General features: G+C 63.5%; 18 protein-coding genes. 5 read left to right on the top strand and 13 right to left on the bottom strand.

Translation table 11 applies throughout. From position 1 onward, the window contains the following. The first annotated feature begins 5 nt into the window (after positions 1-5). A complete protein-coding gene (gene recG, locus WBB95_RS27135) occupies positions 6-2,081 on the top strand; it encodes an ATP-dependent DNA helicase RecG (RefSeq protein ID WP_424490379.1) in 2,076 nt (691 codons plus the stop codon). 77 nt (positions 2,082-2,158) lie between these two features. Continuing rightward, positions 2,159-3,559 carry an aminoacyl-tRNA deacylase and HDOD domain-containing protein gene (locus WBB95_RS27130; protein WP_424490378.1) on the top strand — a complete coding sequence of 467 codons (1,401 nt, stop codon included), beginning with the start codon at positions 2,159-2,161 and terminating at the stop codon, positions 3,557-3,559. Between the two features lie 169 nt (positions 3,560-3,728). On the opposite strand, the gene WBB95_RS27125 is transcribed toward WBB95_RS27130, so the two are convergent. The 13 genes from WBB95_RS27125 to tagH form a co-directional block, all read right to left on the bottom strand. After that, the gene (locus tag WBB95_RS27125) at positions 3,729-4,109 is read right to left on the bottom strand and encodes a helicase (protein WP_110620485.1); all 381 of its coding nucleotides are present in this window, start codon (positions 4,107-4,109) and stop codon (positions 3,729-3,731) included. 124 nt (positions 4,110-4,233) lie between these two features. Continuing rightward, entirely contained in the window at positions 4,234-5,157 is a 924-nt protein-coding gene (gene tagQ, locus WBB95_RS27120) for a type VI secretion system-associated lipoprotein TagQ (RefSeq protein ID WP_424490377.1), read from the bottom strand. An 84-nt stretch (positions 5,158-5,241) separates the two neighbouring features. Further along, positions 5,242-6,954, bottom strand: coding sequence for a formylglycine-generating enzyme family protein (locus WBB95_RS27115; RefSeq protein ID WP_424490376.1), 1,713 nt, complete (start codon positions 6,952-6,954; stop codon positions 5,242-5,244). Beyond that, positions 6,947-8,131 (bottom strand): ABC transporter permease, encoded by a 1,185-nt coding sequence (locus WBB95_RS27110; protein ID WP_424490375.1) that lies wholly within the window; start codon positions 8,129-8,131, stop codon positions 6,947-6,949. The genes WBB95_RS27115 and WBB95_RS27110 overlap by 8 nt, the downstream gene beginning before the upstream one ends. Next, positions 8,131-8,835, bottom strand: coding sequence for an ABC transporter ATP-binding protein (locus tag WBB95_RS27105; RefSeq protein WP_424490398.1), 705 nt, complete (start codon positions 8,833-8,835; stop codon positions 8,131-8,133). Before WBB95_RS27105 ends, WBB95_RS27110 begins: the two co-directional genes overlap by 1 nt. Continuing rightward, positions 8,835-11,846, bottom strand: coding sequence for a serine/threonine-protein kinase (locus WBB95_RS27100; protein ID WP_424490374.1), 3,012 nt, complete (start codon positions 11,844-11,846; stop codon positions 8,835-8,837). Before WBB95_RS27100 ends, WBB95_RS27105 begins: the two co-directional genes overlap by 1 nt. Further along, positions 11,843-12,562: a PP2C family protein-serine/threonine phosphatase gene (locus WBB95_RS27095; protein ID WP_424490373.1), complete on the bottom strand. Its 720-nt coding sequence runs from the start codon at positions 12,560-12,562 to the stop codon at positions 11,843-11,845. Before WBB95_RS27095 ends, WBB95_RS27100 begins: the two co-directional genes overlap by 4 nt. Further along, the gene (gene tagF, locus WBB95_RS27090; RefSeq protein ID WP_424490372.1) at positions 12,563-13,216 is read right to left on the bottom strand and encodes a type VI secretion system-associated protein TagF; all 654 of its coding nucleotides are present in this window, start codon (positions 13,214-13,216) and stop codon (positions 12,563-12,565) included. Continuing rightward, complete coding sequence (gene tssM / locus WBB95_RS27085) at positions 13,213-16,713, bottom strand: type VI secretion system membrane subunit TssM (protein WP_424490371.1); 3,501 nt, start codon at positions 16,711-16,713, stop codon at positions 13,213-13,215. Before tssM ends, tagF begins: the two co-directional genes overlap by 4 nt. Continuing rightward, complete coding sequence (locus tag WBB95_RS27080) at positions 16,710-17,999, bottom strand: DotU family type VI secretion system protein (protein ID WP_424490370.1); 1,290 nt, start codon at positions 17,997-17,999, stop codon at positions 16,710-16,712. The genes tssM and WBB95_RS27080 overlap by 4 nt, the downstream gene beginning before the upstream one ends. Before the next feature lie 6 nt (positions 18,000-18,005). After that, positions 18,006-19,340, bottom strand: a complete 1,335-nt coding sequence (gene tssK, locus WBB95_RS27075) for a type VI secretion system baseplate subunit TssK (RefSeq protein WP_424490369.1) — start codon at positions 19,338-19,340, stop codon at positions 18,006-18,008. An 18-nt stretch (positions 19,341-19,358) separates the two neighbouring features. Continuing rightward, on the bottom strand, positions 19,359-19,868 hold the full coding sequence (gene tssJ / locus WBB95_RS27070; protein WP_424490368.1) for a type VI secretion system lipoprotein TssJ: 510 nt from the start codon (positions 19,866-19,868) through the stop codon (positions 19,359-19,361). Positions 19,869-19,924: 56 nt separating this feature from the next. Further along, positions 19,925-21,226 carry a type VI secretion system-associated FHA domain protein TagH gene (gene tagH, locus WBB95_RS27065; protein WP_424490367.1) on the bottom strand — a complete coding sequence of 434 codons (1,302 nt, stop codon included), beginning with the start codon at positions 21,224-21,226 and terminating at the stop codon, positions 19,925-19,927. 403 nt (positions 21,227-21,629) lie between these two features. Between tagH and tssA the strand changes: the two genes are divergently transcribed. From tssA to tssC, 3 genes are read left to right on the top strand one after another with little or no spacing between them, the layout of a single operon-like run. After that, entirely contained in the window at positions 21,630-22,649 is a 1,020-nt protein-coding gene (gene tssA / locus WBB95_RS27060) for a type VI secretion system protein TssA (protein WP_424490366.1), read from the top strand. A gap of 54 nt (positions 22,650-22,703) precedes the next feature. Then, a complete protein-coding gene (gene tssB, locus WBB95_RS27055; protein WP_010168268.1) occupies positions 22,704-23,210 on the top strand; it encodes a type VI secretion system contractile sheath small subunit in 507 nt (168 codons plus the stop codon). Positions 23,211-23,212: 2 nt separating this feature from the next. Continuing rightward, entirely contained in the window at positions 23,213-24,709 is a 1,497-nt protein-coding gene (gene tssC, locus WBB95_RS27050; RefSeq protein ID WP_424490365.1) for a type VI secretion system contractile sheath large subunit, read from the top strand. Positions 24,710-24,807 lie beyond the last annotated feature (98 nt).

Below are 24,807 nucleotides of genomic sequence, written 5' to 3'. Positions count from 1 at the left end.
ACGGTATGACTGAACTGTCGCAGGTGTCGGTGACCGCACTCAAGGGTGTCGGTGAAGCCATGGCCGAGAAGCTGGCCAAGGTCGGCCTGGAGAACCTTCAGGACGTGCTGTTCCACCTGCCCCTGCGCTACCAGGACCGCACTCGCGTTGTGCCCATCGGCCAATTGCGCCCAGGGCAGGACGCGGTGGTCGAAGGTACCGTGAGCGGCGCCGACGTGGTGATGGGCAAACGCCGCAGTTTGGTCGTGCGCCTGCAAGACGGCACCGGCGGCTTGAGCCTGCGCTTCTACCATTTCAGCAATGCCCAGAAAGAAGGCCTCAAGCGGGGCACCCGCGTGCGCTGCTACGGCGAAGCGCGCCCCGGCGCCTCGGGCCTGGAAATCTACCACCCGGAATACCGCGCCATCACCGGCGACGAACCACCACCGGTGGACACCACCCTCACGCCGATCTACCCGCTGACCGAAGGCCTGACCCAACAGCGCCTGCGCCAACTGTGCATGCAGACCCTGACGATGCTCGGCCCGAAAAGCCTGCCCGACTGGTTGCCTGTGGAATTGGCCCGCGACTATCAACTGGCACCGCTGGACGATGCGATTCGCTACCTGCATCACCCACCCGCCGACGCCGATGTCGACGAGCTGGCCCTGGGTCATCACTGGGCCCAGCACCGCCTGGCCTTCGAAGAATTGCTGACCCATCAGCTGTCCCAGCAGCGCCTGCGCGAGAGCATGCGGTCCCTGCGCGCACCGGCGATGCCCAAGGCCACGCGCCTGCCCGCGCAGTACCTGGCCAATTTAGGGTTTGCGCCGACCGGAGCGCAGCAGCGCGTGGGCAATGAAATTGCCTACGACCTCAGTCAGCACGAACCCATGTTGCGGCTGATCCAGGGCGACGTGGGCGCGGGCAAAACGGTGGTCGCCGCCCTCGCCGCCTTGCAGGCCCTGGAAGCCGGTTATCAGGTGGCGCTGATGGCGCCCACGGAGATCCTCGCCGAGCAGCACTTCATCACCTTCAAGCGCTGGCTCGAACCCTTGGGCCTGGAAGTGGCGTGGCTGGCGGGCAAGCTCAAGGGCAAGGTCCGCGCCGCCGCCCTCGAACAGATCGCGGGTGGCGCACCCATGGTGGTCGGCACCCACGCGCTGTTCCAGGACGAAGTGCAGTTCAAGAACCTCGCGCTGGTGATCATCGACGAACAGCACCGCTTCGGCGTGCAGCAGCGTCTGGCCCTGCGCCAGAAAGGCGTGGGTGGCCGGATGAACCCGCACCAGTTGATCATGACTGCCACACCGATCCCGCGCACCCTGGCCATGAGCGCCTACGCCGACCTCGATACCTCGATCCTCGACGAATTGCCGCCCGGCCGTACGCCGGTCAATACCGTGCTGGTCACCGACACCCGTCGTGTCGAGGTGATCGAACGCGTGCGCAGCGCGTGCGCCGAAGGTCGTCAGGCTTATTGGGTGTGTACGCTGATCGAGGAATCCGAAGAGCTGACCTGCCAGGCCGCCGAAACCACCTTCGAAGACCTCACCAGTGCCTTGGGCGAGCTCAAGGTCGGGCTGATCCACGGGCGTATGAAGCCTGCTGAAAAAGCGGCGGTGATGGCCGAATTCAAGGCCGGCAACCTGCAATTGCTGGTGGCCACCACCGTGATCGAAGTTGGCGTGGACGTGCCCAACGCCAGCCTGATGATCATTGAAAACCCCGAGCGCCTGGGCCTCGCGCAGTTGCACCAATTGCGCGGCCGTGTCGGTCGGGGCAGCGCCGCCAGCCATTGCGTGCTGCTCTATCATCCGCCGCTGTCGCAGATCGGGCGCCAGCGCCTGGGGATCATGCGCGAAACCAACGACGGGTTTGTCATCGCCGAAAAAGACCTCGAACTGCGCGGCCCTGGCGAAATGCTCGGCACCCGCCAGACCGGCCTGCTGCAATTCAAGGTCGCCGACCTGATGCGCGACGCCGACCTGTTGCCTGCCGTGCGCGACGCAGCGCAAGCCTTGCTGGAACGCTGGCCCGATCACGTCAGCCCTTTGCTGGATCGCTGGCTGCGACATGGGCAGCAATACGGCCAAGTGTGACGCCTGACTCACTTAGTCGACCTACAGTTGTATCAAGCTGGGTATACTTCGGTGAATGTAAGAAATTGGATCAGGCCATGTCAGAAGTTGCCCTCGCTACAGCCCCACTGACCGCCCCGCCGGTCATTCGGGCTCTGCTCGCAAAGCTCGCCATCCCTTTCACGGAAGTTGCCGAACTGCCTGGCCTGAATCCTGCGCGGAAGGTGCAGGCGGTGCTGCTGGAAGATGCCGTTGGCGCACTCATGGTGCTGTTCCCGCAAAGCCAGTTGCTCGACCTCAACCGCCTCGCCGAATTGACCGGGCGCCGCCTCACGGCCGTGTCGCCGGATCGCGTCGAGCGCATGCTGGGCAAACATGACCTGCGCCTACTGCCGGGCCTGCCCGCACTCACCACGTCACCTTGCCTGTACGAGGGCAGCCTGCTCAACGAGCCAAGCTTGCTGGTGCATTCAGGCGAAGCGGGCTTGCTGCTGGAGATCGCCAGCGATGACTTCAAGACCATGCTCACCAAGGCCAGCGCCGGGCACTTCGGCGAACCGCTGAGCAACATCCGCCCCAACCTCGACCGCCCGAATGATGACCGCGAGGAAATCACCCAGGCCATGCAGGCGTTCACCGCCCGCCGTATCCAGCAGCGCCTGGAAGCGACCCTGGAAATTCCACCCCTGGCCGACACGGCGCAGAAGATCATCAAGCTGCGCGTCGACCCCAATGCCACCATTGATGACATCACCGGAGTCGTCGAAACCGACCCGGCCCTTGCCGCGCAAGTGGTGAGCTGGGCCGCGTCGCCGTACTACGCGTCGCCGGGCAAGATTCGTTCGGTGGAAGACGCCATCGTGCGCGTGCTGGGCTTTGACCTGGTGATCAACCTGGCGCTCGGCCTGGCCTTGGGCAAGACCCTGAGCCTGCCCAAGGATCATCCGCATCAGTCCACGCCGTACTGGCACCAGTCGATCTACACCGCCGCCGTGATCGAAGGCCTGACCCGCGCCATCCCGCGCGCCCAGCGCCCGGAAGCCGGCCTGACTTACCTGGCCGGTCTGCTGCATAACTTCGGTTACCTGCTGCTGGCGCATGTGTTCCCGCCGCATTTCTCGCTGATCTGCCGCCACCTGGAGGTCAACCCGCACCTGTGCCACAGCTATGTCGAGCAACACTTGCTGGGCATCAGCCGCGAGCAGATCGGCGCCTGGCTGATGCGCTACTGGGACATGCCGGACGAACTGTCCACCGCCCTGCGCTTCCAGCACGACCCGACCTACGATGGCCAATACGCCGAGTACCCGAACCTGGTATGCCTGGCCGTACGCCTGCTGCGCAGCCGTGGCATTGGCTCCGGGCCGGACGAAGCAATTCCGGATGCGCTGCTGGAGCGCCTGGGGCTGACGCGGGATAAGGCTGAGGAAGTGGTAGGCAAGGTGTTGGATGCTGAGGTGTTGTTGCGTGAGTTGGCTTCCCAGTTCAGCCAGGGCTGACACTGCCCCTGTGGTGAGCGGGCTTGCCCCGCGCGGGGCTGCGAAGCATCCCCAAAACCCGTCACGCGGCCCTAACTGAAGAAATGCGGTGACTTTGTCAGGGCTGCTGCGCAGCCCGGCGCGGGGCAAGCCCGCTCACCACAAAAAATCGCCAGCCACAGAAATGGCCTCAGACTTTCTTCTTTTTCTTCGGCTTCAGATACTTGGTCAGCCCCTGGAACCAGATCACCAGTGCCGGGTTGCCCTTGATCTGGATCGACTTGTCCTGAATCCCTGTCATGAACGCCAGTTGCTTGTTCTTCGCCTGCATCGTGGCGAAGCCGTAGGCGGCATCTTTGAAGGCGATAGCAAACGCAGGCTCTGGGTGAACACCTGAGCGGCTGGTGATGCGCTGGTCTTTGACGATGAAGTGACGGGCAACCTTGCCGTCGAGGGTCTGCAACTGGAACGCCAGGTCTTTGTCACCCAACTGTTGCTGAAAGGCAGGATTGGTGCGGCTGGCTTTGCCCATCATCAGGCCCAGCACCCACAACAAAAGACGAAATTTCATTCACACGGCCTCGGTGTAATTATTAAGTGGCCGCAGCAGTGTAACGATTTGTCGGAGGAACGCCACCGATCTCGCGCTTTAGCAGGAGATCGGCTGGCGTTTAACGCTTATAGCGACATGTTGCTTAAACGTTAGGGCAAGGCACCGGCGCCCAGTCGGCGAGGTTTGGATCGCGGCAAGTGCCTTCGATCTGCGCCTTACCGGCACTGGCGACCTGCTTGCTTTCAGCTTGCTTGGCCTGAGCGGTCTGGAAGCTCTTCTCGGTGGTCACCGCTTCTTTCGGCACGGTTGGCAGCACGGCTTTTTTCGCCGGCTTCACGGCTTTCTTGCCTTTGACCGGCGTCACTGGCGGCGTGGTATCAGCGGTGGCCACTGTCACCACGTCGGTACGCTGCACACCTACTTGTTGCAGGTCTTTCTCGTAGGCCTGGTTGTAGTTGCTCAGGTCTTCGCTGGCTTTGCCGTTGACCGCGACGATCAGGTCATTCGACTCTTTCAAGCCCGAAACGATTTCTGCCAGGCGCTTGCGGCCTTCGCTGTCGTTGACGGTGTTCGCCTTGCGGTCGGCAACAAGCTTGGTAAACGCGCTCTGGTAGCACTGCTGGGACGCCTTGGCGTACGCGGTGCTGCGGTCGATGTCAGAGGCACTTTTGTTGAAGTCGGTGGAGTACGACGCGATGCGCTGGTTGTCATCGCTGATCTGCTTCTGACGCTCGGTGTAGTAACCCGCTGCGCCGCCGGCCAGGGCGCCGCCCGCTGCACCGATGGCGGCGTTACGGCCGCGCTTGTCGGAGTCGCCGGTCAGGGCGCCCAGCAATGCACCGCCGGCTGCGCCGATGGCCGCGCCGGTAACGACCGACTTGGTCATGTCCGAATCGGTCGCACGCAGGTGCTGCACCGGCTCGTAGCAGTTGGGGTAGTACTCGACCTTGGTGCTCGACGCGACCTTGGAGGACGGCGAGGTAGCGCAACCGGTCAACACGGTGCTGAAACCAGCTGCGATCAGCAGCAGGTGACGCTTGGAAACCGCCTTACGTGAAAAAAGCATAGGTGTGTTCTCTTTTAAGTTTGACTTGCCCAGCACGGCCCACCGCCGCCTGAGTCCCTTCCAAGCTCGCTATACAGCCATCGGTCAAGACCGCTGACCGCTCGCTGCGAGCAATTCCTTCAAGATCGTTGCCGGGTCGGCCCGCTGTTGCTTGCGGTAGTTGCCGACATGGCGAACGAACAGTGTTGCGCGCGTCACCAGGCTCTTGCCGAGCACGGGTTTGCGATCCAACTCTTCCTTGATCCGTTGAAACTGCGCCTGGATCACCGCATCGGTGTAACGCGTGCCGGTCGCCAGGTTGTCGATATAAATCGCCACCGCGCCGTCGAGAGCGCTGCGTCCATTGGTGATGGCCATGTCGAACAGCTGCGCGCTGGCCTCATCCTTGTTGTCTTTGGCCTGCTGGCGACTCTTCTGCAGGTTGGCCAGGCGAATGTTGTAGTTGCTGATGGTTTCAGCCACCAACGCGGCCGACTGAATCAGGTTGCCTGCGGCTTCTTCGCGTTGCTGGGCGATCAGCGAAACGTTGCGCTTGAGCTCTTCATTGACCAGCCCCAGCTCGGCTTGCAGCTTGGGGTCGGCGCTGCTGGCGATGATGCTGTCCAGGCGTTTGGTCGGGTCTTGGGCATCGTCGATGGCATCAGTCAGGGACGCGAGGCGACCTTCTTTCTGCCACTGCGCGAACAGCTCCTTGTAGCGCGAACGCGGCGCCGACAAGGCGCCAATCGCCACGCGAAAACCGGTGGTCTCGTTGCTTTGCTCGGTGCCATCGGCGGCAAACAACGGGTACTCGCGGCGCATCCCGGTAAACAGCGTGCCCTCGCCTTCGAGGTAGTTGCCGCCCTTGACCACAAAGCCACCGTAAGTGCCCTGACGACGCCCGGCGTGCACCAGTTGGAAAGACTCCTGGACCATTTCCGCCGCGTTGCCGATCACGTCGAACATGCCGATCGGGTTGGGCAGTTTGGTGCCGATAGGCATCAACCGCGCGACCTGACCGGTGCCGCCGGCAACCTGGTTGAACACTGCGTAATCGCCCAGCGGGCCGTCGCTGTCGCTGCCTTCGACGCGGCGCGGGAACAATCGCCCTTCGAGATCCTGGCGGCTCACCGCCTGGCCGCCACGCGCGGCGAACTCCCATTCCACTTCGGTGGGCAGGCGCACAAAACCCAGGCCGCCGTCTTCAGCCGACGAACCGCGGCCACTCACCGGCAACAACTCCCGGTGGTATTTCATCAGCCAGGCGCTGTACACCGCCGAGAAGCGCTCGGCTTCAAAGCGCGACAGTTTCACCTTGGGCAGGCGCGCGGCCATGCCCGTGGGCACATCACACGCAGGCGCCGGCTCGCCACTGGCCAGCGATTGGGCCTGGGACATCACCTGGGCGTACTGGCGTGCGGTCACTTCGTACTTGCCGATGAAATACAGCATGGGCTTGAGCGGCGTCTTGGCATCGGTCTTCGGCATCAGTGGCGCGATGACGCTGTTCCAGTCTTTCGGCAAATCCTTGAGGGTGAACTGGCCGTTGATGAAGTCGCGGCGGTAGCCGGAAATAAACGACTGCTGGTAGCCCGCCTCACCTTCGGCGAAGGGGTAGCCGAGGCTGATTTCGCGGTCATCCAGGGTGCCCTGGGCCAGCACGTAGGCGTAGCGAAACACCATGTTGCCTTCGCACGGCAGCGGCAGGCTGACGTCATCGGCCAAGGGTTTTGGATTGTCGAGTTTGTCGCTCGCCTCATCAGCCCACGCCATCGAGGCCAGGCTCAGCGCCACAGCGGCGCCCAGTAACTTATACATCTCTGATTCCTTCAGAAGCCTGGATACGCGCTACCCGCCAGCCACCACACGCCGCCGCTACGGCGCTGACGCCGAGGACTGCAGCCAGGGCCAGGCCGTAGTGACGCGCCAACAGGTGGCTGGCGTGTTCGCCCGACACTTGCACAAATAGCTTATTCAACGCCGCCTCGGCCAAGCCATACAGCCCGACACTGAGCACGGCGGCGAAACCTGCGCTGTACAACGCCTGCACCACCACAAACAACAACAGTCCGGCGGTGGAAAACCCCAACAGGCGCAGCACCGACAACTCCCGACGCTTGCGCGCCACCGCGGCCAACGCCCCGGCGAAGATCGCCGCAAACGCCCCCGCCAGCGCCAACCCGGCGATGATCCAGAACACGATCGACAGGTTGCGGCTCAACGACTGCACTTGGGCAATGGTTTGTGCCTGGGTCGACACCAGCAAATCCTGCCCGGCGAAATACACCCGCAACGGCTCTACATCGGTGAGCGCGCGCGCGTACAAACGAAACGCTGGGTAAACGCGTTGTTCACTCACGCCCGCTTCATCGCCGTTCCAGCCCAACGCTGATACGGCGCGACCATCGCGGTAATCTTCGACGGCTTCGAGCAAGCTCAAATCGGCAAACACTCCGTCCCGGGCGAACGCTTCAAGCGGCAACACCGCCTGCACCTGCAACCGCGTGCGCTGGGCTTCGACGCGCCCCGCCACTTGCCGCGCAAAACGCGTGTCGAGCCAATCGCCAGGGCGCGCCGCGAGCTTTTCAGCGGCGGTGTGGCTCAGCACGATCTGGTCCAGCCCCTTTGGCACTGGCAACGCGTCCAGCAATGGATCACCCGGCGCGGTTGGCAGCATCTCCAGCGCCAGCGTGCCCACCTGCGCCGTCGCCGCTATCTGGCGTGTGCGCGGGATGGCGAAAGCCACATCGCTACGCTGGCCGAGCTGTTCGACGAACGCGCGGCTGAATCGACCGCCGCCCAACGGGATAATTTCACGGGTTGCGGGGTCGGTCTCCAACCGTTCGGTCAAACTGCTAACCAGTCCAAATTTCAGCCCGAATAACACCAGCAACGGCGCGATGACAGCCACCAAAGCCAACACCGAACACGCCGACAGCCACGCGTCGTTGCGGTAATCCTGCCAGGCGAGCGACGCTACCAAACCGATGCGCATCAGCACGCCTCCCCAAGGGTGGCGGTGACGCCGCCGTCGGTGTCGCGACGGCAACTGATACGCCGCACCTGCAAGCCACTGGCGCGGGCCAAAGGTTCGTCATGCGTAGCGATCACACAGGCCGCGCGGTGTTCGCGGGCCTGGGCCAGCAGCGCCTGCATCACGCGTTCGGCATTCAGCGGGTCGAGGGACGCGGTCGGCTCATCGGCCAGCACCAATTGCGGCGCATGGGCCAAGGCGCGGGCACAACTGACGCGCTGGCGCTGGCCCACCGACAACGCAGTCGGCTTCTTGGCCAACTGATCGCTGATCTCCAACTGTTCGGCCAGGCGCGCCACGCTGCCGTCGTCCTTCAAGCCCAACAGCTGCCGCGACAAGGCGATATTGCTGCGCACATCGAGAAAGCCCAGCAACCCGCCGGTTTGCAGCACATAACCCAAATGCTGGCTGCGCAGCGCGGCCAGGCTGGACTGCTGATCAGCCCGCCACAGCCCGCCGATGTCGTGTTGATGAAACTCAAACTGGCCGACTTGATCCGGCGCCAGCACCAGCGCCAGCAAATCCAGCAAGGTGCTTTTGCCACAGCCACTCGGCCCGACAATCGCCAGTTGCTCACCGGCACGCAGCGTCAACGTCGGAATCACCAGGCTATAGCGCTGGCTACCGAGGCCCCGGCTCTTGTGCACCGCGCTCAGGTTCAGCATCACGGCAGCGTCGACAACGGCACGCGGTACAACGCATCGCCCGGCTCGGCATCGCCGAAACGGACCCAGTTGGCCACGTCGTTATGGAAGGTTTCGTAAAGGCGGATTTTCGAATCCAGCTCGTCGATGAAGTCTTCCTGCTCGGCCACGCTCAACGACAACCACAAATCCTGGGTCATGTTCAGCGACTTGCTGCGGTACGGCAGGCCTTCCAGGTATTCGCCAAGAATGCCGCCGTCGGCCAGGTTGCCGCCCTTGCGCAGGGCTTGCGGGTCGCGGCTCATGTAGGCCGAGGCGCTGGCGATTTCCTGGAAGAAATCTTTGGGCGAGGTCTGGGTTTTGCGCGCCGCGTCGACGATCAATTTCAGCGACTGCTGCAAATCATTGAGCTGCAACTTGGTCAGCATCACGCACACCTGGAACGCCGGCAGTGCCGGGTTGGTCAGGTCGCGGTCGGCGGTCCAGGCGCTGACCAGCTGCGGCGCCTGGCTCGCGGTTTTGCGGCCGAGGAAATCCATGTGCATGGCATAACCGACCGCTGCGGACTTGTCGGCCAATGTCGGCGCGGTACTCAACAACGGCACCGGCTGCGGCGTATTGCTGCGCACCTGATGGACGAGGTTGGCGAAGACCGTGCCGATCTCATCCACGCGCTCACCCAACTTGCGCACATCGCCACCCGCCACCGGCGTGTACAGGTCGCCAATCTGCGGGTTGGCGTCGGCGGTAAGGATGCGGTACTGGCTCTCGGCACCCGCGTGGGTTTTCTTGCCTGCGTCGGTGCGCAGGTGCAGGGCGTAGATCTTGATCTGCTTGCCCAACGCGGCCTGGCGCACTTCGGCTTCGTTCATCTGGGTGGCGGCAAACGGGTCGTTCTTGCGCAGCGCGCCCGCGTCGGTGACCAGCAGGATAATACGCCCGCCGTAACCGGACCAATCCATGCCATCCACCGCCTGCATCACGCCGGCAAACGCGTCTTCGTTGAAGGAGTGGCTGGAGACGGTGGACGCTTTGACCTGGCGCGCCATGTCGAGAAAGCGTTGCGGGTCGCGGCCCTGGTCCAGGGTGATTAGGTTTTTGGCCACGTATTCGAGGCCCGGGGTTTTCTTGATGCTGTTGCGAAAACCCACCAGGCCGAAGCTGACGCTGTCCAGCTCGCCGCGTTCAGCAATGCGGGTCTGCAGTTCATGCACCACGTCGCGGACCTGGTCGATGTAGGGCTGCATCGATACGGTGGTGTCGACCACCAGGACCACGGCGGTGCGGAAGGTGTCGGCGCTGGCGTCCGGCGCACTGCGGCCGACGGTTTTGGCGACAGCATACGCCGCACTGCCCGGGTCGATAGACGCCACATTGAGCAACTGCACCGGCTGGCCGTTTTCGTCGAAGGTCTCTTTGGAATCGAAAATCGGCAACAGGTAGAACTGGTTCTGCGGCACCGCACTGGCCGTCGGCTCAAGCGCCAGCACCTGTTGATTGTCTTCGCTGTTTTTCTGCGCCTTGGCCAAGACGCCCTTGGCCGCTGCGGGATCCGCCAAGAGCTTTTCGACTTCGCCGGATTGGCGCAGGAACATCACCGGCGCCCGGCCCGAGCGCTCGGTGAACTTGAGCACCAGGCTCTGCTTCCAGTCACTGACCTGCGAGGCCGGCAACCAACCGTCGCTGCGCCCATCGGTCGCCGCGCCGACACGCACCCAAGGGCTGCCATCGACATCTTTGCGCTGGTAAACGTAAAGCACGGAAAACGCCGGCAGCCCTTCGCCGGGCGCGGCACCGGCATCATGGGAGAGCTTGGCGCCCGGCTTGCTGAGGACGCGCTGGAACAAGGTCTTCTTGCCCGCCATCAGCAAAGGCCGCTGACCGCCATCCGCCTCGGCCACCACCGGTGTCAATGCAGGCGGCGGTGAAGCCTTGGTTGGCGGTGTCTTCGGGACCACGGCGGCAGGCGGTGCAGCCGGCGCATCGCTGCCGCTCAACCACCAGTAACTGGCGCCACCTATCGCCAGCGCAACGGCCACCGCAACAGCGGCCAGCGCGAGTACCGGCCCACGGCGCTGCTCGGACACGGCACCGTGCTGGGTCGGCGTCACCACCGGCTGGCGCACAGGCTGCGGCTGCGGCTTATCGGTCGGAATCTCGATAGATATCGGCGTGATGCCCGCCAGATCAAAACTCAGTGGAATCGGCAACGGCCGTACCAGCGTGGCCTCAGCTGAATCCAGTGGCAGCTGGTCCAGCGCTCGCAACAGCGCCGCCGCGTCCGGGAAACGCTCGGCCGGGTCCTTGGCCAACAGTTTGCGCAACACGTCCTGATAACGGCCGTGGTGCACCGGCAATTCCGGCAACGGTTCGGTCAGGTGCGCCAGTGCCGTGGACAGCGCGTCGGTGCCGGTGTAAGGCAGCTTGCCGACGAGAATTTCATACAGCACCACGCCCAACGCATACAGGTCGGCGCGGCCATCAATCTCCTGGCCCCGCGCCTGTTCCGGGCTCATGTAGCTCGGCGTGCCCACGGCAAAACCGGCCTGGGTGAACTGGGTGCGATCGTCGAGGGACTTGGCGATGCCAAAGTCCGACAACACTGCCGTGCCGTCAGCGCGGAACAGAATGTTCGCCGGCTTGACGTCGCGGTGCACCAGGCCTTGGGCGTGGGCATAACCCAACGCCGAGGCGATCTGGCGAACCAGCGTCACGCCCTGCTCCGGCGTCAGCCCGGCGGCAATACGCTCCTTGAGCGTACCGTTCGGCAGGTATTCCATGGCCATGTAATACAGCTCACCGACATTGCCGATGTCATGGATGGTCACCGTGTGCGGGTGGGACAGGCGCGCCAAGGTCTTGCCCTCGCGCAGAAAGCGTTCGCAAAAACTCGGGTCGGCCGCCAGCGCCGCCGCCATGACCTTCAGCGCCACTTTGCGCTCCAGCGAACGCTGGGTCGCCAGGTACACGTTGGCCATGGCGCCTTCGCCGATCTCGCCCTCGATGTCATAGCCCGGAATCACGATGTTCATGCCGACACCTTCACGACAATGGCGGTGATGTTGTCCGGCGCGCCCCGGTTCAGCCCCAGGTGCACCAGGCTGCGCACGATTTCATCCGGGGCGTCATGACCGAGGACTTCGCGAATTTCGTGGTCTTCGACGGTTTTGGTCAGGCCATCGCTGCACAGCAGGTAACTGTCGCCGGGGGCGATCAGCAAATCGACCACTGCCAGCTCCAACTGGGCTTCCACGCCGACGGCGCGGGTCACGATATTGGCGCGCGGATGCACGCGGGCATCGGCTTCGCTGAGCAGGCCGCTGTCTTGCAGGTCCTGCACGTAGCTGTGGTCTCGCGAGATGCTGTCCAGCACACCGTCACGCAGGCGGTACAGGCGGCTGTCGCCCGCCCACAAACACACACCGCGCAAACCGCGAGCGGCCAACACCACCACGGTGCTGCCCATCATGGTGACACCCCGGTTGGCGGTTTCTTCGCGCACGGTCGCGTTGATGCGAATCAGGTCATTGCGCAGCGCTGCCGAGTACTCATCAAGGGAACGGCCCACCGGCACATTGCGCAGGCTGTCGACGATCAGGCTGCTGACGTAGTCCCCTGCCGCATGCCCGCCCATGCCGTCGGCCACCACCCACAGGCGGTTCTCCTGCAGGTCCAGGCACGCGTCTTCGTTGACCTGGCGAACCATGCCCACATGGCTTTTGCTCGCGGATTTGAACGTCGCCCCCATCTACACCACACCTTCTTGTCCGAGCAAAAACTGCGCAAAATCGCCGGCGGCAGGCAAACCCTGACACCGCAATAAACCAGGTGAAATACGCTCCGAACCGCGGCCCCACCAAAGGCTGGCGCCTTCGCAGGCCTGTTCGGCGAGCGCCGTCATGCGCCCATGAGGCACGGTGGCGGCCACCCGTTGCAGGCCGGCGAAACGGCTGTCGACCGCGCGCGGCTCGCTGGCTGGAACGCCCAAATGATCGATGCCGTGATTGAAACTCTCGAAGGTCGCGCCCGCATCCAGGGTGCTGAGCAACAGCTCTTCGGCCTGCTCAAACCAGGCGTCCGGGCCGCCGACCAGCGACGCCGGATTGGTGTCGTGATCGAGCAACGCAACCACCGCCAGCGGGAAATAGCGCCCGACCCGATCAATGCTCGGCATCACCACCCCCGCCGCGGCGTCCGGCCCGCACACGCCCGGCGCCAGCACAAAGCGCCACAGCGGGCTGACCAGGTACACCTTGAGCCAGTCGCCGCCGAGGCTGTTCTGGCTGGCGAGCAAACCCGCCGCCAGCCAGCTGTCCCACGGGCCGATAAAACTCTGGGGCAAGGCGCGGCTGACAAAGTCACCGCGGCTGGCCAACTTGCCGTAGAAACCCAACGTCGTCATAGCCGCTCCGGCAGGCTGAAGCCGCTGAGCACGCGGCTCTTGAACGGGTTGAAGGCACTGTTGGCGCGCAACTCGTAGGCGATGCTTGCGCCGTCGACCCGCAGGCGCAGGTTGAAGCGGTCCGGCGAGTTGCCGGCGGTGAGGTCAGATTGCTCCAGCAGGCGGAACCAGGCCCACGGGCCGTCGAGGGTCACGCCCGAACGCCCGCTGGCCGAGGGCGGCATGATGGAAATGCGCACCACACCAATGCTGCCCGGGTTCGGCCATTGCATCGCGACCGGGCGACTTGGCCCATGGTCGTAGCTCAATTGCTGGCCGTCGAGGTCGAGCAGGAACTGGGTGATAGTCGGGTCCATCGACACCGGCTTGAGTTCAAAACGCACGATGGGCTGGGTGCCGCCTGCGCGGAAGAACGCGTCACGAATCGCTGCTGCGCGCTGGAAGGTTTGCAGCACGCCCGGCGCAATTCCGAGCTTCTGCGCCGCGCCCGGCTGCCAGCGCCAGGTCTGGGCCGACGTGTCCACGTAAGGCTGCAGGTATTTGCGGAAGTAGTTATCCATCACCCCGCCCACGCCGAAGAACTGGCCGAAGTCATCCAGGGTCGCATCACGGGCACTGCCCGGTGCCATCGGGTAACGCCCGGCCAGCGACTGGCGATACACATTCACCACTTCGCTGACCCACGCCGCGTTCAACTGGTTACGCACCCCGCCCATCATGCTGTTGGTGGTGGAGTTGACCACGGACTTGACCAGGCCCTGCACCAGCGGCGGCTGGCGCTCGGCATTCAGGCTGACCCGCGTGGCCGCTGCCGCCGCCTGGTTCTTCGCCTCGCCAAGCAAGGCGTCGCCACTGGCGCCGACCATTGCACTGACCTGCACATACAGCGCGTTCATGTCCGCCAGCAAGCCGTCGATGGCGGCCGGTTCGCCTTCGTTTTTGCTGACGATGCTGTTGAGTTCGGCAAAGTGCGCGGTCACCGGGTCATCTGCCGCTTCGGGCGTGCTGGCCGTCTGCTGCTCCTGGCCAAGCAGGCTGCCGAGGCGCTCCTTGAGCTTGTCGACGCCACCTTCCACCGGCACGCCTTTGGCGGCCAACTGACGCTCTTCGGCTTGCAGATCAGTCTCTTTGGCCACGGCCACCAGCAGCTTTTTCAGCGGCGATGTCGGGCCGGAAATGACGCGCAGCACGTCAGCGGCCTGGGCCACGCTGGTGATCGGCACGAAGTCGATGTCCGCGAGCAAGGCGTCCCATTGGCGCTGGTAATCCTGGAAATACAGGCGGCGCACATCAGCCGCCAAGCTGATCACATTCTGCTGATCGGCCTGCTCACGGCCCAGCACCCATTGCTCTTCGGCGAGGGTGCCGGTCTGGTTCAAGCTGCTCAACAGGAACGCCTGGCGGTAACCCTTGGCGGTAAAAAACCCACTTAATGGTTCACCCAGCGGTTTGCCACTCTTGCGGCTGAACACCAGCGCGGCATCGCGCCCGGCGGCTTCGTTGATGCGAAAATCCGCAATGCCTTCCGGCAGTTTCTGGCGCTTGACCCGGTCATAGACACGCTGGGCCACCGGCAGCTGTTGCAGCTGGCGCCGCAGGTCATCGATCAGGCGCGGATCAAGACGTGCGCTCGGTGGGTGGCGTTCGAACAGCGCCTGCAAGTGCGCGGTCAAGGCTTGGCGCTGGTCGGCGGGCAAGTCGCGCGGCAGGCTGCGGTCCCAATCCAGCGCGATCCACGCCTTGATGAAGTCCGGGTCGTAGTGCTCGGCATCCGCCAGCATCAGGTAGGCCTTGAGGCCTTCGTAGAGGAAGTCGGAATTGCCGCCGCCATGCAGTTGTTCTTCGATGCGCGTCACCAGGCGTGGCGCGAATACGGCGATCAACAGCTTGCGGTACACGCTGGCAGACTCGGCTTCGAGCATGTCGCCCTGGTACAAGCCCAGGCCTTCGGCCCAACTGGGGGAGTCGCCGGCGAGGCCTTTTACCGCATTGAGCAACGGCAGCACGGCGAGCACTTCGCGCTGCGCCGGGGTCAGGTTCTGCACGGCCTGGCCGAGTGGCGCGACCTTCTGGTCGACTTGGGCGATATACGCCTGGTTGGCGCGATAACTCACCCACCACAGGCTGCTGACCACCAGCACCACGGCCACCGTGGCGGCCAGCACGCCGCGCGCGATCCACTTGCGCCGACGTTCGACCTTCGGGTTCACGCCCACCAAACCACGCTCGGCAAACGCCACAGCGGTGAAGAGTTTTTCGATGAAGTAACTGCGCCCGGTGCCGCTCTGGCGCGCCAGGTGCTGGCGGTCCAGGTTCATGCTCTGGGCCATGGCGCCGATCAGGCGGTCAATCGGGCTGCCTTCCTGGGTGCCGCTGGTGAAGTACACGCCGCGCAGCAATACGCGCTCTTCAAAGGCATTCGGTTTGAACACACCTTCAAGGAAGCTTTGCAGGCAGTCCTTCAACGCGCCGAACTGCTGCGGGAAGCCGTAGATCAGGTCACGCCGCGCCGGGTCGCGTTCCTGTTGCAGGCGCTCCACCAAGCGTTCGTTGAGGCGCTGCTCAAGCCCGGCGAACTCGCTTTGCAGCGTCGCCAGCGGGCTGTCACTGTGCTTGCCGTCGTCCAGCGCAAAGGTCATGCCCCACACCTGGGCGCGGTCTTCCTTGCTCAGGTTGTCGAAAAACTCCATGAAACCCGGCACCAGGTCGAGCTTGGTCAACATCAGGTAGATCGGGAAACGCACGCCCAACTGGGTGTACAGCTCCTGGATCCGCAGGCGAATCGCGGCGGCGTGGGCAGCCCGTTCGGCGTCACTGCCGAGCAGCAAATCCGAAAGGCTGATGGCGATAAACGCACCGTCGATAGGCCGGCGCGAACGCTGCTTTTTCAGCAAGTCGAGAAAGCCCAGCCACGCGGCCTTATCCACCGTCGAATTGCTGTCCTGGGTGGTGTAGCGGCCCGCGGTGTCGAGCAAAACGGCTTGGTCGGTAAACCACCAATCGCAGTTGCGCGTACCGCCGACACCCCGCACCGCGCCGGCACCCAACTGCGCAGCCAGCGGAAAATGCAGGCCGGAATTGACCAGCGCAGTGGTCTTGCCCGAACCCGGCGGGCCGATGATCACGTACCACGGCAACTCGTAGAGGTTGCGGCGCTCATCGCCACCGAGCTTGGCTTTTTTCAGCAACGCCAGGGCTTCGTCCATGCGCTGGCGCAGGGTCACCAGTTCTTCGGCGGTGGCGACGCTATTGGGGTCGACCGGGGTCTCTGCGGCCAGGCTGCGCATCACTTCGGTGGCCTGGCGCCGGGCCTGGATGATGCGGAACACGCGATAGGCGATCCACACCGCAAACACCAGGATGATCAGCGCCCAGCGGCGCCCTTCGGGCATCAGCACGTCGAGCAACGGCCCGACAAACCAGATGATCAGGCTCAGGGCGATCAGGCCCAGCAACGGGATCACCCAGCGAATCATGAAACTGAAAAACGCCTTCACTCGACGCCCTCCGCCAATACGGTGATTTCAACCCGACGATTGCGGGCACGGCCTTCGGCTGTGCTGCTGGTCGCCACGGGCTCGGTGTCGCTTCTGCCTTCGGCGCTGAAGCGATCGCCCTGGCCGGTCTTGGCCGCGAGAATCTCCAGCACCGACTTGGCCCGCGCTTCGGACAAGGCCCAGTTGGACGGGAACCGCAGCGTGGCAATCGGACGGTTGTCGCTGTGCCCGGTGACGCGCACCTGGCCCTTGACCTTGCGGATGGCATCAGCGATGCGCAGCATCAGCGGCTGGTAGTCATCGACGATGCTGGAGCTGGCGGACGCAAACAGCTCATCGCCCCGAATCGTCACGACGGAACGGTCGACCTTGTCTTCCACCGCCACACGGCCTGCCTTGATGTCTTCCACCAGAAAGCCCGCCAGACGCGGCCGCTCGACAACTTTTGGCTGCGCCACCGGACGGTCGATGGCCTGCACCGGGATCTCGCCCAGGGCATGGATATTCTTGAACACCGGCTCGGCATCCGACGCCAGTTTCATGCGCAACCCAAACAACAACGCCAGCAGCAGCGCGAGGCCAATGGCCACGGCGATCCACGGCGGCATGAATTGCGCGAGGCGGTCACGCGCCACGGTCACGCCGCGCCAATGCGGCGACAGCTCGCGCTCGTGTTCGCCACGGGCGCTGCGAATGGCCGCCGCCGTGCGCTCACGCAAGGCTTCCAACTGGCTGCGACCGTCGTTCATTACGCGGTAGCGGCCTTCGAAACCCAGGCACATGCACAGGTACAGCAACTCCAGCAGGTACAGGCGCTCGCGCGGGCTTTGCAGGCAATGGTCGAGCAGTTGGAAGACTTTTTCGCCGCCCCAGGCTTCGTTGTGCACGGTGATCAGCAGGCTCTGCTTGCCCCAATCGCTGGTGCTGCCCCATGGCGTACTGAGCACGGCTTCGTCGAGCGCGGTACACAGTGCGTAACGCGCCAACAGCACTTCGTTGCGCGCCACACCGGCAGCTTCGGCGCGCTCTTCAAACTGACGCAAGTAGGCCAGCAACTGCGCGCGCAAACTGGCCGGCGCCGGGTGGGCGATGGTATTGCGCAGGCGCGTCAGCAACGCCAACAGCGGGCCGGCGGCGCTTTCCAGCGGGTTCAGACCCTGGCTTTTGCCGGTCAGGATCGGCGCCGCAGGCACGGACAAAGGCGCCGGTTCTGCACGCGCAGGTTCCGGCGCACGGCCGCCCGGGCGCGGCATGAACTGGGTGCGGTCATCATCATTGGGATGCATCGCGAATTATCCTCGGATCGCCCAGAAGGCCAGGTTCAGACCCGGGAACTGCCCGGCGATATGGAAAGCAAAACCGCCCGAATGGATCAGTTGCTGCCAGTGCTCGCTGCCGCGATCCAGCTCGTAATAGGTGCTGCCTGCGTGGTACGGGATCTGCCGTGGTGCCACCGGCAACGGCAGCAGGCCGATGCCTGGCAACTGCAGGTTGACCAGGTCGCGGATGTGCTCCACCGAGCCGACCTTGCTCTGCTGGCCGAAGCGCGCCCGCAGGGTTTCGCCGGGCACATCAGCGCGCACCACGAGGATGAAACTGGCGCTGTCGATGAGGGTTTTGTCGGCCAGCATCGCCACGTGAATGCCGTAGGCTTTTTCCACAATCGGGATCGGCGTGGCCTTGCTGTCGATGAGCATCGACAGCGCTTCACGCAGGGCCGCCATCACCGGGGCGAAGCTCAGGGTCAGGTCATCATGCTGGTAGTGCGGGTATTCCTGAGGACGGCGGCCTGAGGTGGAAAAGGTTGAGAACTCACCGGCCAGGCTCACCAGTTCGCTGAAAAACCGCTCTGGGTGCAGCGGGCTTAACTGGCTGAAATGCTGGATCAACGGTTGGGCGCGGTTGACCAGTTGCAGCAACATGAAATCGGCAATTTCCGACGCGCCACCGGCGCCCGAGGCGACCACGCGGCCCGCCAGGGCTTCGCCGCGCTGGTGCAGCAGGCCGAGCAGTTCGCTGCGAAATGCCGTCAGCGGCTTGCTGGCGGCCACGTCCAGCACCGGCGGGATGTACGTGTCGTCGAGCACCAGCGCGCGGTCGGCGCGTTTTTCCTTGATGCGCACCAGGCCGATGGCGGCGTAGTCGCTGATGCCATCCTGGGCAGTCAACAAGCGCAGGGCGCGGGAGCCCACGGCCACTGGCGCGCGGTTTTCGAACGGCGCGTTGTCGTCACGCACTTCGCGCACCTGGCTCACGTAACGCGCCGCTTCAAGGGCTTCGCCTTCATCGACCGTGTCGCGGGCACCCGCGCGCTTGAGCGGCAAGGCCAGGTAGACCAGGCCGTCGCGCAGGTTGTCGTCGATGTTCAGCGGGCTCGGCGCCAGGTCATCCTGGGGAATATTGAACGGCGTGCCATCAGGCAGCAGGCCGCGCGCCGACACGATCGCCAGCTTGCCCTGGGCCAGCAGGCCCTGGTCGATCAGCAACTCGGAAAACCCCCAAGCCCCGGCAGACAACGGGCGGCTACGCGCGTCGATCAAGTTTTCCAGGTAACGGTCATGCTGCTGGAAGTGCTGCGTTCCGATGAACATGCCTTCCGACCAGACCACGCGATTGTTCCAGGACATGGGGGCTCCGTTTGCTTCTTATTGGGCAGGGCTGGATGGGGGAACCACGACGTCGGCACGCACAGCGCGCACATCGAGGCTGATCTGGTATTCGGTGTATTGGCGCGGCGGCACGTTGATCACCGTGCGCCATTGCGCGCGGTCGAGTTCGCGGTAACCCACCAGCAACCCGATCTGGCGCGTGGAAGGGTCGAGGTTGCGCTGAATGCTCAATTGCTGGCCCGGCTGCACCATCACTTCGTCCTGGTCCAGCAGGTCCAGCCCGAGGGTGGATTGCGCGCGGTCAGCCAGCGCGAAGTAATCGGAACGACCGAAGGTGGCGGCGTTTTTCAGTTCGAAAATGCGCACCCGAACAGGCGCGGCCTGGCCGTTGGCGCCGGGGTTGAGCCCGGCAATGGCGTGGAAGTGCAACTCGACGGCGGCCGTGTCCGCGTCAGCTTCGGCAGCCGCCTCGGGCTTGGCGGCATCCTTGGCACACGCCGTCAGCAGCAACGCGGTGGCAACTGCGAGTAAAAACCTGGGAATCATCCTGCGTCCTCAATGACGTACTTAGCTATCCGTTTTATCCATTGTTGCGGCGCGATTCAGCGTCGCTGTCGTGCGCTGTGCTCTTCGTAGGCCCGGCTGAATTCACGGCCGAACAGGTCCTGGAAGTCTTCCTGGGCCTCGCGGGAAATATTGCTGTAGAGCTCGGTGAACTGCTGCCAGTACTGGGCCTGGCGCGAGCCGTTGAAAATGCTCGACAGCCCGCCGGGCTTGCCCATGCGCTCTTCCAGTTGCCCCGGCTCGAAGCGCGCCAGCAAGTGCTTGATCGCCGCTTCGACCCCGGCCATGACGGCCAACTGGTGGGCACGCAGGTCGTCGAAACTATCGCGCACCGCGATGTCCGGTGCCATAAACGCTTGGTTGCCATGACGAAGCAGCAGCAACAAGGCCTCGTCGGCATTCGGGGCGAATTTCAACGGGTTGTTTTCGGCGGGACGGATCATGGTCTGCTGCATGCGGAACTCGCCCTTGAGGCTTGCACGGGCACGCAATACGTCGATCAGGCCTTCGACCATCAAGCGGTAGCTGCGGCCGATACTTTCCATCTGGGCTTCGGCTTGGGCCTTGTCCAGGCGTAGCTGATCCAGGCCGGCGCCGCGCAGGAAGGCTTGCAAAAGGTCGGGCTGTTGCTGGGTGTCGGCCACGGGGAGCACGGGCTCGACCACGGGTGGCGGTTGGATGACGGGCGCGGGTGCTGGCGTGTCGCCAAACAGGTCCCAGTCTTCGGGAATCACGGAACCTGACAGCACCGGCTTTTCGACCGCTGGCACGGCAACCGGCGTCGGCGGGCGGAAATCGTGCTGCTCGGAGGGCACATGATCCGGCACGGTCGGCGGTGGCACGGCGGTCGGGCTGAGAAAATCGAACAGGTCCGGCAGGGTGTCCATCGACGAGGCGCCCTGGAACTGCGGCGCGATCGCCGGCGCTGGCGCGGGTGTGCTCGCCACGGCGCCCATCAGCGCCTCAAAGCTGTTCGGTGACTCACTGGCAAACGCTTGGCTATCAACGGCTTGCACGTTGAAGTCGATGCGCGCCTGGATTTCGTAATCGCCGATACGGATCAACTCGCCATCTTGCAACGGCTCGCTGTTACCCCGGCGCAGACGAATACCGGCGTTCACCAACTCCACACCGTTAGTGCTGTTATCGGTTAGATAGTAACGGCCATCTTTGTATTGAATAACACAATGTTGCGACGAGACGAGACGCTCTGGATCAGGCAATACCCAGTCATTATCCGAACTGCGGCCGATCGCCATCGAGCCCTGGTTCAAGGACTTTTCAGGGCACTGCCCAGGGGTAATCTTGTGATAACTAGTGATAGTCAAACACAGCGACATCTTGCCTCCTTGCTGATACTTCGCGCGCAGCCGATTCCCGGGCCAACGCTTCCCGAGAAACCCCACCAGGTCGTGCAAACGACCCTCACAACCTGTTTTTGTCAGCATGATCGCTGATCTTAACTGGGCTCTATGACAAAAATCCTGTCCTGGTGCGCCGCTCGACCCACCAGTCGCGCAGGGTGTTAAGCACCGCACATCTGTCACAGAGGGCGAATAGCTTACCTTGACAAGGCCCAACTACTACACCAAAAATGCACAACTTCTTGAACACCAGTGATGGCACTTTGAAATCAACTTGAATTCAAAGTTCCACTATGACCAAGAAAACATGCCTAGTTCATCGCGCAACTAGTGCATGCATTGCCCGCCATCTAACGGGCTGATAGGGAGATCAAATTCAGTGGATGTGCCGTTGCTGCTCACCGCCGTTTCCGCGACTTCGCCGTGTGGCGAAGACATGGAATATGACGCGGACTTTCTCCACCTGGAGCGTGCTGCCAAGGGCCAACCCGAGCGCAGCATGGGCGACTCGATCCTGCCCGCAGAACCACCGGAATGGCGCGGCATCCAGCAGCAAAGCCTCGACTTGCTGCAACGCAGCAAAGACCTGCGCATCACCCATTTTCTCTTGCAAAGCTCCCTCGCCCTTCAGGGTGCGGCCGGGCTGGCTGAAGCGCTCACGCTGATCAACGCGTTGCTGCGCGATTACTGGGCCGACCTGCATCCGCGCCTGGACGCCGACGACGATAACGACCCCACCGTACGCATCAACGCCTTGTCCGGCCTGACCAGCGACACCACCATTCGCCTGTTGCGCGAGAGCATCCTCACGCGTTCGCGCACCTTCGGGCCCGTCAGCCTGCGCGCGGCGCTCAACGCCAGCGGCCTGCAGATTTTTGCCGACGAACAACTCGGCGCCCAGCAACTCAACGCGGCGTTCCTCGACAGTGACCCCGAGCAATTGCAAGCCACCCGTGACGCGTTGATCGCCGCGCGGGCAGCCTGCGAAGCCATCGAACAACAGGTCAACAAGCACGTCGGTTCCGCCCAAGGCGTGGACCTCAGTGGCCTGAAGCAACCGCTCAAGCAGGCGTTGCAGATACTCAACCAAGCGGTGCCTGGCACCGTCAGCAGCAGCGAACCCGAGGCCGTCAGTGAAGACAATGCCCCCTCGGTCGACTTCGCCGCTGCCCCCGCGGCACCGCGCCCGGCCGGCGACATCGCCAGCCGTGACGACGTGCTGCGCAGCCTCGACAAGATCCTTGCGTACTACACCCGGCACGAGCCTTCGAGCCCGCTGCCGGTGCTGTTGAACCGGGCGAAGAATCTGGTGCACGCCGACTTCGCGGCCATCGTGCGCAATCTGATTCCCGACGGCATGTCCCAATTTGAAAACCTGCGCGGCCCGGACGGCGAGTAAACCGCCCGGCAGTGCAGTAACAACACCGTCGCTCAAGCGACCAGGAGCAGCAACGTGGCGAAGCAAAGTTCTCAGAAATTCATCGCGCGCAACCGTGCGCCCCGGGTGCAGATCGAGTACGACGTCGAGCTCTACGGCGCCGAGAAAAAGGTCCAGCTGCCCTTCGTCATGGGCGTGATGGCCGACCTCGCCGGCAAGCCTGCCGAGCCGCTCGCACCGGTGGCCGACCGCAAGTTCCTTGAAGTGGACGTCGACAACTTCGACTCCCGCCTCAAGGCCATGCAACCGCGCGTGGCGTTCCACGTACCGAACGAGCTGACCGGCGAAGGCAACCTGAGCCTGGACATCACGTTCGAAAGCATGGACGACTTCAGCCCGGCCGCCGTGGCCCGCAAGGTCGACTCGCTGAACAAGCTGCTCGAAGCCCGCACCCAGTTGGCCAACCTGTTGACCTACATGGACGGCAAGACCGGCGCTGAAGAAATCATCATGAAGGCGATCAAGGACCCGGCATTGCTGCAGGCCCTTGCGAGTGCGCCCAAGCCTGCTGGGGACCAGTAATCATGACCGACAATACCGCCCGCGAAGGCGCCCAGATCCTGGGTGCGACTGAAGAAGCCAGCGAGTTTGCAAACCTGCTGCTGCAAGAATTCAAGCCCAAGACCGAGCGCGCCCGCGAAGCCGTCGAAACCGCCGTGCGTACCCTGGCCGAACAGGCCTTGGCGCAAACGGACTTGGTGTCCAATGACGCGATCAAGTCGATCGAATCGATCATCGCCGCCATCGACGCCAAGCTCACCGCCCAGGTCAACCAGATCATCCACCATCAGGATTTCCAGCAACTGGAAAGCGCCTGGCGTGGCCTGCATTACCTGGTCAACAACACCGAAAGCGATGAGCAACTGAAGATTCGCGTGCTCAACATTTCCAAGCCGGACCTGCACAAGACCTTGAAGAAATTCAAGGGCACCGCGTGGGACCAGAGCCCGATCTTCAAGAAGATGTACGAAGAAGAATACGGCCAGTTCGGCGGCGAACCGTACGGCTGCCTGGTAGGCGACTACTACTTCGACCAGTCGCCTCCCGACGTGGAACTGTTGGGTGAGCTGTCGAAAGTCTGCGCCGCCATGCACGCCCCGTTCATCGCAGCGGCGTCGCCGACCGTTATGGGCATGGGTTCGTGGCAGGAACTGTCGAACCCGCGCGACCTGACCAAGATCTTCACCACCCCGGAATACGCCGGCTGGCGCTCGCTGCGCGAATCGGAAGACTCGCGCTACATCGGCCTGACCATGCCGCGCTTCCTGGCGCGCCTGCCGTATGGCGCCAAGACCGACCCGGTGGAAGCGTTCGCCTTCGAAGAAAACACCGACGGTGCCGACAGCTCCAAGTACACCTGGGCCAACGCCGCGTACGCAATGGCAGTCAACATCAACCGCTCGTTCAAGCACTACGGCTGGTGCTCGCGCATCCGTGGCATTGAGTCCGGCGGCGAAGTGGAAAACCTGCCGGCCCACACGTTCCCGACTGATGACGGTGGCGTGGACATGAAGTGCCCGACCGAAATCGCGATCAGCGACCGCCGTGAAGCGGAACTGGCGAAGAACGGTTTCATGCCGCTGCTGCACAAGAAAAACACCGACTTCGCCGCGTTCATCGGCGCCCAGTCGTTGCAGAAACCGGCCGAATACGACGACCCGGACGCCACCGCCAACGCCAACCTGGCTGCACGCCTGCCGTACCTGTTCGCCACCTGCCGTTTCGCCCACTACTTGAAGTGCATCGTGCGCGACAAGATCGGTTCCTTCAAAGAGAAGGACGAAATGCAGCGCTGGTTGCAGGACTGGATCCTCAACTACGTCGACGGCGACCCGGCCCACTCCACCGAAACCACCAAGGCCCAGCATCCGTTGGCCGCCGCCGAGGTGATCGTGGAAGAAGTCGAAGGCAACCCGGGTTACTACAACTCCAAGTTCTACCTGCGCCCGCACTACCAGCTCGAAGGGCTGACCGTATCGCTGCGCCTGGTATCGAAGCTGCCTTCGGCGAAAAGCGCGTAACCCACGGATGAGCTAGCTCTTCTGTGGGAGCCGGGCTTGTGTGGGAGCGGGCTTGCTCGCGAATACGGGGGGTCAGTCGAAACATCTTAGGCTGATAC

The organism is Pseudomonas sp., from assembly GCF_049645325.1.
GTDB lineage: Bacteria > Pseudomonadota > Gammaproteobacteria > Pseudomonadales > Pseudomonadaceae > Aquipseudomonas.
This window is presented reverse-complemented; position numbering and strand designations above follow the sequence as displayed.

What these genes read in the sequence shown, in the direction of transcription:
- WBB95_RS27105 (WP_424490398.1), bottom strand. Translation starts at nt 8,835, where the DNA reads ATGCTGAACCTGAGCGCGGTGCACAAGAGCCGGGGCCTCGGTAGCCAG.
- WBB95_RS27125 (WP_110620485.1), bottom strand. Translation starts at nt 4,109, where the DNA reads ATGAAATTTCGTCTTTTGTTGTGGGTGCTGGGCCTGATGATGGGCAAA.
- tssC (WP_424490365.1), top strand. Translation starts at nt 23,213, where the DNA reads ATGACCGACAATACCGCCCGCGAAGGCGCCCAGATCCTGGGTGCGACT.
- tssK (WP_424490369.1), bottom strand. Translation starts at nt 19,340, where the DNA reads ATGTCCTGGAACAATCGCGTGGTCTGGTCGGAAGGCATGTTCATCGGA.
- recG (WP_424490379.1), top strand. Translation starts at nt 6, where the DNA reads ATGACTGAACTGTCGCAGGTGTCGGTGACCGCACTCAAGGGTGTCGGT.
- WBB95_RS27080 (WP_424490370.1), bottom strand. Translation starts at nt 17,999, where the DNA reads ATGCATCCCAATGATGATGACCGCACCCAGTTCATGCCGCGCCCGGGC.
- tagQ (WP_424490377.1), bottom strand. Translation starts at nt 5,157, where the DNA reads ATGCTTTTTTCACGTAAGGCGGTTTCCAAGCGTCACCTGCTGCTGATC.
- WBB95_RS27110 (WP_424490375.1), bottom strand. Translation starts at nt 8,131, where the DNA reads ATGCGCATCGGTTTGGTAGCGTCGCTCGCCTGGCAGGATTACCGCAAC.
- tagF (WP_424490372.1), bottom strand. Translation starts at nt 13,216, where the DNA reads ATGACGACGTTGGGTTTCTACGGCAAGTTGGCCAGCCGCGGTGACTTT.
- WBB95_RS27115 (WP_424490376.1), bottom strand. Translation starts at nt 6,954, where the DNA reads ATGTATAAGTTACTGGGCGCCGCTGTGGCGCTGAGCCTGGCCTCGATG.
- tssJ (WP_424490368.1), bottom strand. Translation starts at nt 19,868, where the DNA reads ATGATTCCCAGGTTTTTACTCGCAGTTGCCACCGCGTTGCTGCTGACG.
- tagH (WP_424490367.1), bottom strand. Translation starts at nt 21,226, where the DNA reads ATGTCGCTGTGTTTGACTATCACTAGTTATCACAAGATTACCCCTGGG.
- WBB95_RS27100 (WP_424490374.1), bottom strand. Translation starts at nt 11,846, where the DNA reads ATGAACATCGTGATTCCGGGCTATGACATCGAGGGCGAGATCGGCGAA.
- WBB95_RS27095 (WP_424490373.1), bottom strand. Translation starts at nt 12,562, where the DNA reads ATGGGGGCGACGTTCAAATCCGCGAGCAAAAGCCATGTGGGCATGGTT.
- WBB95_RS27130 (WP_424490378.1), top strand. Translation starts at nt 2,159, where the DNA reads ATGTCAGAAGTTGCCCTCGCTACAGCCCCACTGACCGCCCCGCCGGTC.